Source organism: Candidatus Zixiibacteriota bacterium, from assembly GCA_022865345.1.
GTDB lineage: Bacteria > Zixibacteria > MSB-5A5 > MSB-5A5 > RBG-16-43-9 > RBG-16-43-9.
Genome location: JALHSU010000143.1, coordinates 1 through 9,804 on the forward strand (window position 1 = coordinate 1; position 9,804 = coordinate 9,804).

A 9,804-nucleotide genomic window follows, 5' to 3' on the forward strand; every position below is an offset into this window, starting at 1 on the left:
GGAAAGGCATTTCTGACTCAAAAAAACCTACTCGCGTTAATTCCCGGCTCAGATACGCAATGCTAACTAAAGGAATTTTTGCACTCTTTTACATATTGACAAAATAAGTTTTTGCACTATTATACTCAGGAAGGACAATAGTTTGCTCTTTGGATGTCAGGGACTCTGAAGGTTTAGGACCTGAGTCCTGACAATATACTCAGTAAAGGGTTTAGACCTCGACTTTTAACAAAAAGGAGCCTTGGATGTCAAAATTTGTCAGATTAGGTTTGGGGTTTCTTTTAATTTTATTCTTATTTATCTCGGTGACGGCTGAAGAGCAGCATATGCAGGTAAGGGTTTATTTTTCCTCCAGGGCTGAATTACTCGCGATCAAGAAAATGAATTTAGATGTCGCCTATACTAAGCCCGGTCAGTATGTAGACATAGTCTCAAACTCAGAAGAAGTGAGCAGATTACAGCTTTTGGGTTTTAAAACGGAAGTCATCCATTCAGATTTGGAGAGATTTTATGAGGAACGTCTGGACCAGACTTTGAAGATGGGTGGCTATCATACTTATGATGAAACGGTTGCAGCTCTGGATTCTATACATAACGAGCACCCCACTATCACCACAGCCAAAATAAACATCGGTACAACTGTCCAGGGAAGAACCATCTGGGCAATGAAGATATCGGACAATCCCGGAACAGATGAAGATGAAGCGGAGGTCTATTACAGCGGTTTGATCCATGCCAGGGAGCCTATAACGATTGAGATTCTGCTTTACTTTATGAGATACCTTACCAATAATTACGGAACCGACAGTGTAGTAATGGATATAGTGGATAACCGGGAGCTCTGGTTTGTTCCCATAATCAACCCGGATGGGTATGTTTACAATCAAACTACCTATCCAAACGGCGGGGGGATGTGGAGAAAGAACAGAAGAAACAATGGCAATGGAACCTATGGAATAGACTTGAACCGCAATTTCGGTTATAAGTGGGGTTATGATAATATCGGCTCTTCGTCTGTCACTGGCTCCGAGACTTATCGCGGAACCGCTCCTTTTTCCGAGCCGGAAACTCAGGCGTTAAGGGATTTCATAAATGCACACGACTTTGTGACCGCCCTTAACTACCATTCTTATAGTAATCTCCTGATCTATCCCTGGGGCTATGAAGAACAATTTCCTGAGGATTTCTGGATCTACAAGGAGATAGGTGACAGCATCAGCGCCTACAACGGGTATATCTCTGCTCCAAGCTGGATAACTCTTTACAGCACTAATGGTGATGCTGACGATTGGGACTATGGTGACCAGACTGCAAGGAAAAAGATTATCTCCTATACGCCTGAGGTGGGTGACAACAGTGATGGTTTCTGGCCTCTCTCTTACAGGATTCTCCCTTTGTGCCAGGAGAACCTGGGTCCGAATCTTTACATCGCCGAAAAAGCCGGCGAGCTTTATAATCGTCCTTATCGTTTTTTCGAAACCCAGCCTAATTTCATAGATACCTCCTTAGTCTCCGGTGATAGCCTGGTTTTAGATCTGAGAGTCTACGGACACCAAATGACCGGATCTCTGAACTACTCGGTCATTGCCCGGGATAGCTTCGAATTTACCCCGGCAGAGGAATTCTTAAATAGCCAGCCTGCAGGCACGGCCGGGAAAAAAGTCCGCACCTCGGATGATTTACAATCTGCCATGAATTCACATCCTGTTGGTAACTGGCTGAGAGTTGAACCAGAAAACGGTTCAGTTTCTCCTGGAGGTTATTTTGATCATCAGGTGGTACTGGATGCTGAAGCTCTTCCGACTTCGTGTACTGGTATGACCCTTCATGGCGGGATCGTTTTTTACGTCACCGGCGATGTGGGTGAAGGGATTTATGACAGCATAATAGTTCCAGTTACTTTTATCTCAGGTCATTCTAAGCAGGTGTCTGCAATTACCACCAGCAAGGTAAGAAGCGATATTTCCAACCTAACCAACATCAGCAGTATCAATGGTTATGCCTGGAGATATTTGGATGAAAGTTACGACTACCTGTATGATGGCTCTTTATTTCTGGCATATCTGAAAAGCTCAACCGATACAATAGTATATCGCGATTTGTTCAACACTCATTCCTTTGGCGCTTCCTCCGTTCTGAATATAGATTCATCTGATCCCCGCTGGCAGAGAGGGACTTTCAGCACGGTAGACCCAGGGTGTAACCTCAAAGTAAGAGCTGAGGTCTTAGCGCCATCTCATCCGGATTCTTCTGAATTGATGATACACAGGTTTGTGGCATTCAACCTTACCCCGGATACGGTCAAGAATCTTTACCTGGGAATGGTGCTGGACTGGGACATTCCGACCAGTTCTTACAACAGCGCCGGGTATGATTCTACCCTGAACTTGCTCTGGCAGAGAAATACTGGTAATCAGAGGTATGCAGGGATAGCCTATCTTTCTGATACCACTCTTTATGGTGCTAAGGCAGTGAAAAATAGCACCCACATATACAACACCGGGGATTTTGAGACCGGAGATCTTTATCAGGTAGCGTCCAGTCCGGGGTATCTCATTGAAGGCTCGAGTACCGATCTGTCTTCAGTTCTCACTGCTAAGAAAACAGATCTTGCTCCGGGAGATTCAGTCAAGTTTGACCTGGCATTGGTCTCTACTAAAGTCAGCCTGGATTCCCTCAAAGCCAGCGTGCGCAAAGCCAAAGCGATGATCACAACCTATTCCCACGGCGATGCTAATGGAGACAAAAAGGTGACCATATCGGATGTGGTCTATATCGTGAACTACCTGTTCAAAGGAGGACCTGCTCCTGTTCCGTTCCTATCCGGTGATGCAAACTGCGATGGTAATGTAAATATTACGGATGTGATCTACTTGATTAATTACCTGTTCAAAGGGGGACCGGTGCCATGTGCCTGAAAATATAGCTCTATAAGTCTCTATAATTTAATAGATTACTTGGACGACTAATGAGTTGAGAGTAAAACGAGTACCTCTGTTCTTTCTTATAACCATTTGGACCTTATCTACTTCCTTTTTAGACCGAAACTCAATTTCTAAAGTTTAGAAACTTAAAAAATCTTCTTGACAAAATAAGGTATTTACCTTAATATTGTTACACCATGCCTGCCTTGTTGGAGGGGGCAAGCAAGGTGTGGGGATGGTTTTTTTTATATCTAAAGAAACCCTAAGAACAGTATAACCAAAAATTTCTGGGACTAAGTCCCAGGAGGTGAACTTATGATCTTTCTCTAAGATCTGAAAGGATAGGGGGATCTTCTTGTCTTTCAGAACTGGACTGGGGGTTTTGATGAGGAAGTTTTAAAGGGTTTTGGAAAAAAGGAGGTGGTTCCAGGAAAAAAAGTCTCTTTACTTTAGTCAACTTCAGAAAAATCATTTAGACTTTAACAAGGGGAACTGAAATGAACTTGAGAGGTATTATTAAAGCGACAATTTGCTTATTAGCAGCCATTTTGGCTTTAACTGCTGGGGTGGGGTGGGCGCAGACAATTCAAACAAGCGTAAAGAAAATTCATGTTCATGAACAAATGTTCGATAATGAACAAATCTTCAGTAAAAATGCAGGAATGGGGTTGATGAATTATGGCACACCTCCGTTTAACAATCCAAATTATTACTATGCCGCTGTTAAAACTGCACCTTCTGGAGTATGGTACAGGCAAGCTGGATTAAGTCCGAATGGACAAAAAATTATTGCACAAAAATCATTTACCGACGGAAGCTATAGCCGAACCGAAATCGTGCTGATGAATGCTAACGGAACGGGTGAGATAATTATCTCAGCAGGCAACTCGGGGGAGGGGGACATCTATGGTTACATGAATCCCTTCTGGAGTGATGACGGAACCGTGGTAGGATTTGCAGAAGTCCATAATAGTAATCCCAACAAAATTGTCCGCTACGTTGTTTCATCCGGTACGAGTAGCTACATCTACGAACCGGTTGCGCCGCTAGACGCTTGCAATGCGGATTTCATGGGAAACAGCACAACTTCGATAGTATTCTGGGATTGGATTGCAGCGGATGGCGCAGCGGATCTGTTTATTTGGGACGGAACTACTCGTACTAATATTACGAATAGCACAAACTACTCAGAATACGAACCGGTATCCAATGGCGATGGGACGGTCATTCTCTATTGGTCGGGAGAGACCACCGCCGAACCAGTTAACACCACACACACTTTGACATATTCTGGCGGTGTATGGACGAAGGATGTTGGCTTCACTCCAATTACAGATAGTTATTGGCCCTACTGGTCCAGCCGGTCTGACAACTATATCGGCGTGACAGTGATGTCCTCGAAAGATGTCTATGTATACAGCAACACCGGTACTTTTGTCTTTGATCTTACGGGGCCTGGATACTCTGGTGGGAGTGGACAGTGGAATTTCATCGGTTTTGCTTTTGAAGGTCCTGATGGAGAAATTGTGGCAACCTCCAATGCTGGCAGGACTGATCCTGGCAGGGATATTATTTTCGCTGCCCCACGCACAAAACTGTTTGTTGCATCGACTGGTTCAGACTCATATCCGGGCACTCTCAACGCCCCATTCTTGACTATCAACAAAGGTGTTACAGAAGCGATAAGTGGTGGTTCCGTTAACGTGGCGGTGGGGACGTATGTTGAGAACATTGCTATCGTTAAGCCGGTAAATTTGCTAGGCGCGGGCTCATCCACAACTATCATTAATGGAAATAATGTCGGCAACGCGGTCACGATTACTGCTTCTGACGTGACGCTGTCTGGGTTCAGAGTGACTGGCGGATGGAAGCAGGGTTCTACCCCAGTGTGGTACGAAGCTGGAGGTGTGGTGGTCAATGGCAACGGTGGCACTTCCTCGTTAACTGGAATTACTATTCAGGACAACAGCATTGACGGTAACGCTGGAAATGGTGTCTATGTATCTGCTGCGGGGCATGGTGGTACAGCTGACAATGTGGTCATCATGAACAACCAGATTTTCAACAACGGTAGTGGGGGAAGCTGTGCGGGTGTATCACTCACGTACCGCAATTATATAGTAAGAGACATCGGGGTCTGGGACGAATGGCGCCGCCCAAAGAACATACGGGTTGAACTTAACAATATCTACAGTAACTCGGAGTATGGCGTATACGTTAGCGCGGGCCAGAACGTTAGAATCAAGTCGAATAATCTGTACAGCAACTCAAAATACGGACTGCAATTGACCCCAAGCTGGAATCGCACTGATATCCCATGCGAGTATACGACGGTGGATAGCAACAACATCCATGACAACATACGCAACGGCGTGAAGCTTACGTCGTACAACAAGCACAACACGTTCACGGTGAACACGATTTCCAACAACGGCTCCGGCGGAACGAGTGATTATTACAAGTATGGATTTCTATTCCAGGATGGAAACGATAACGTTATTCAGAACAATACCATCACTGGAAACGCACTCGGTGGTTTGTACTTATGGGGACAGGGCGATCCATCTTACACTTGGTACTCCACGACAAATAATACTATTACAGGGAATAAAATTTCTAAACACACGGCGATCGGTGGGCACGGCATATACATCCCTACTAAGGGTGGATACCCCAACAGTGGCTTCCTGAACTCAGACATTTATGATAACATCTTGATGTGCAATACGTCCAATGCGAAGGATGATTGTCCAAGCAATTCCTGGGATAATGGAGTTGACCAAGGTAACTTCTGGGATGATTGGGCTTCTAATTCTGGATATCCGACTCAATACAATGTTCCTGGAACTGCCGGAAGCGTGGATCGTTATCCACAGGCTCCTTTGGTCGTCTGGGTGGATGATGATTGGGCAGGAACCCCCTGTGGCGATTCGGTTGGCGGGCATTTGTTTGGTTACGATGCATTCGATAAGGTTCAGGATGGTGTAGATGGAGTTGCACCTGCTGGTGTTGTTAATGTAGCAGCCGGGATGTATGAGGAACAGGTGGTTATAAATAAATCCAATCTAACCATTACAGGAGCAGGGGCAGGACCTGATCCAGCAACCCATACAATCGTCAAATCTCCTGTGATCCTCACTTGGTTCTTTACCACCAGTGCTAACAACTATCCGGTTATGGGCATAAATGGTGCGACAGGAGTTCAGATCAAGAACTTAAGGGTGGATGGTGCCGGTCGAGGCAACAGCAACTATCGCTTTGTAGGGGTTGGCTTCTGGAATGGAGATGGATCCGTGATTGACTGCGAGATTACCGGAGTTCAGGATACTCCGTTCAGTGGTGCTCAGCATGGAAACGGCATTTACTCTTATAATAACGCCGGTGGTCCTTATACTATCAACGTTTCGGGAACTGAAATTGACGATTTCCAGAAGAACGGAATGACGCTGTTGGGAAACAATTTAACCGTAAATGTATTGAATTGCACTGTGATGGGTAAGGGATTGACCAGTATAACCGCCCAGAACGGTATCCAGATAGGTTATGGAGCCGGTGGATCAGTTACAAACTGCTCGGTTTCAGATATTGGTTATATCCCAGCCACTTGGGTTGCTAGTGGTATGATATTCTTAAATGGCACTATAGTGAATGTGAGTGGGACAAGCTCTGTTTCAGGCTCACAGGTCAGTATAGTCTATCAGGAAACTCAAGGCTCAGTGGATGGCGTTAATATCACCTCTGCGGATATAGATGCGGCAGAAGGGATAAGCATCCGCGATTATGGTTACTCCCGATTTAAGGGTAGCCCTGGGAAAATATCAGCTATTTCCCTCTCTCCGTTTGAAGAAGAGTGGGGGGTAGAATCAAAACTGCTGAGCATACCTACCACGGTTACCATTAATAATGCAACTTTGACTGGTGTGCATCACGTGGGAAGTTACGGGGTTGCAGCTTGGTCCCTCGGAGATGATGTCAACCTAACCCTCACCAATTCTGATATCCAGGACTGGGAAATTGGGGTCGTTGCCTATGAGAGTGGCAGTAAAGTCAATGTCACTGCCAATAATAACACCATCTCGAGCAATGACATGGGATTCTGGACTAATGCGGCTCTGGTTCAGGATGCTGAGCAAAATTGGTGGGGTGATGCCAGCGGTCCATACCATAGTGCTACTAATGCTGGTGCGATGGGCAATGAGGTAACTGATTACGTGGACTATTCACCTTGGTGGGGAGCCAATTACGTGGGCGACTCGCATGCAGCTCCCTGGACCTGGTATGTCAACACTTCTAACAATTCGACTATTCAGGAAGGTATTGACCTTGCTAGCTCAGGTGATTTGGTGCGTGCTAGACCGGGAACTTATAATGAAAATATAAATATCAATAAACCCTTAGCTCTCCTAGGTGCTGGTCAGGATTCGGTTTTAGTCTATCCGGATAGTTCAGATATAGGTACTCCTAACCCAGAGCTTGGTCCGAGCTTTAGAGGTTCGCAGATGTGCGTGGTTCAAGCCACGGACGTGACTATCGACGGGGTTACCTTTAATGGTAACAGCCCGAGCTTCCCTGCCCCGATCGATGCACGAAATGGAATTATCACCAACTATTCTGCTGGTGACTGGAGTAATCTGAAGGTGCAGAACTGCACAGTGAAAAATATCTATATGAGAGGCATCTATGCGTCAGCCAAAAATCCTAATAACTTAACCGGGGTTGACTTCAATCATAACACCGTTTCAAATGTGAAAAGTGTTTCAATGCAGTCTGCCGGGATAATGCTCTGGGGCTCATCTGGAAAGGTAAAGCATAATAATGTCTCGGATGCCTCCTTGGGTATTTTCTATCACTGGTATTCAGATGGAAATATAGATTCCAATACAGTTACCACCTCAGAGGTCTGTTTAGGCGCCAACAGCAACGATGCGGCAACTTCAATCTCCTATAATACCATAACCAATTCAAGTCAGGGCATTCAGACCGTTTATATCCTAGCTCCAGTAAATGTCACCTTCAATAGCATTACTGCTTGCACCAGTGGAGTAGTTCTGTACGGTGGAGGATCTGCCCAGAACAACGTATGGGATAACAGCATCACTGGCTTAGGTTATTACAGCACTTATGGTTTCTGGGGTTCGACTGATCCTTATGGAGCACTCTCCGCTAATCTGAAAAGAAATACGATCAAGTATAATTTCTACGGAATGGTTCTAAATGAAGTCCATGGCAATAATGCTGCTCTTCTCTCAGTTTTGATCGGAGGTGCTTCATCTGATCGCAACTTCATCTATAACAATACCAATTATGAGCTGCTCTTAGAATATTGTAATGATAACCAGACCGCCACTTACAATTACTGGGGCAAATCGACTGATGCCGAGATTGAGGCGGAGATCTATCATAAGCCGGATCAGGCAGATTTAGGTCTGGTTACTTATGGCAGTGCTTTCCTGCGTGGAGATGTCAACTTGGATGGAAAGATCTCAATAGCAGATGTGGTCTATCTGATCAATTATCTTTTCAAAGGTGGACCTGCTCCTCAGATATTTATGGTAGCGGATGTCAACCGGGACGGATTCCTTACTGTGGCGGATGCGGTCTACCTGATCAACTATCTATTCAAAGGTGGTCCGGCTCCGAAAGTGCTTGTTTCTGAATCTCTCAAGCCGGCTATGGGTAGACCTCTGGTTGAAAAGCCGAAGCTTATCAAACCGGTTGATTTGCATTCAGTGGAGAAATAGCCTCTTTCTCCTTTCCGGAAAGAAAGCCCCCTTTGAGGGGCTTTCTTTTTTTGTAGGGGCAATTCATGAATTGCCCCCTACTCCTGATATTTTTCAATTTCTGTATTGACTTCAGTTTTTTCGTATATATATAAGTTATAATTGAAAAGGGATAATATGTCCAGCTTCAGATTGGTTTCCAATTACAAGCCCACCGGGGACCAGCCCCAGGCGATTGAGAAATTGACTGAGGGAATCCTCAAGGGTGAAAAATACCAGACCCTTTTAGGGGTGACCGGCTCAGGAAAAACCTTTACCATGGCTAACGTGATTGCCAATGTGGGAAAGCCTGCACTGGTCATTTCCCACAACAAGACCCTGGCAGCTCAATTATATGGGGAATTAAAAGGGTTTTTCCCCCAGAATGCAGTGGAGTTTTTCATCAGCTATTATGATTATTACCAGCCAGAGGCTTATGTTCCACAGTCTGATACCTACATAGAGAAAGATACCTCGATGAACGATGATATCGATCGCCTGCGCTTGCGGGCGACCTCATCTCTATTGGAAAGAGAGGACGTGGTAATAATTGCCAGTGTTTCCTGCATCTACGGTTTGGGCTCGCACAAGGATTATAAAGAGCTGCTTCTGTTCTTAGAGGTGGGTGAGAAGAAGGAAAGGGACGAGATACTCAAATCCCTGATCGACATCCATTATTCCAGAAATGATATCGAGTTTGCCCGGGGGACCTTCAGGGTCAGGGGGGATACAATCGAAGTTCATCCTGCTTATGAAGAGACAGCCATAAGATTGGAACTGCTCGGTGACGAGATCCAAAGGATTGCAGTCATTGACACCCTCAAAGGGAATGTCTTAGAGGAGAAGAAGAGGGTAGCGATTTATCCGGCCAAGCATTTTGTAACCACCCCTCCTCAATTGGAAGAGGCTGTAAAAAGCATTGAAATCGAATTAGAGGATAGACTGGACTGGTTCAGAAAACAGGGAAAGCTGTTAGAAGCTCAGAGGTTAGAATCCAGGACTAAGTTTGACTTAGAGATGATGAGGGAGATCGGCTACTGTCCTGGAATAGAGAATTACTCCCGACATCTGTCCGGCAGAAAACCTGGTCAAAGGCCTTACTGTCTTTTAGACTTTTTCCC

The 9,804-nt window shown here is 45.3% G+C and carries 3 protein-coding genes; all 3 read left to right on the forward strand.

Annotation, left to right across the window (positions count from 1 at the left end):
• Window positions 1-245: 245 nt before the first annotated feature.
• Window positions 246-2,918 carry a dockerin type I domain-containing protein gene (locus tag MUP17_06655; GenBank protein MCJ7458653.1) on the forward strand — a complete coding sequence of 891 codons (2,673 nt, stop codon included), beginning with the start codon at window positions 246-248 and terminating at the stop codon, window positions 2,916-2,918.
• A gap of 503 nt (window positions 2,919-3,421) precedes the next feature.
• Window positions 3,422-8,665, forward strand: a complete 5,244-nt coding sequence (locus MUP17_06660) for a right-handed parallel beta-helix repeat-containing protein (protein MCJ7458654.1) — start codon at window positions 3,422-3,424, stop codon at window positions 8,663-8,665.
• 156 nt (window positions 8,666-8,821) lie between these two features.
• The coding region (locus MUP17_06665; GenBank protein ID MCJ7458655.1) for a DEAD/DEAH box helicase family protein at window positions 8,822-9,804 on the forward strand (983 nt) is incomplete at its 3' end.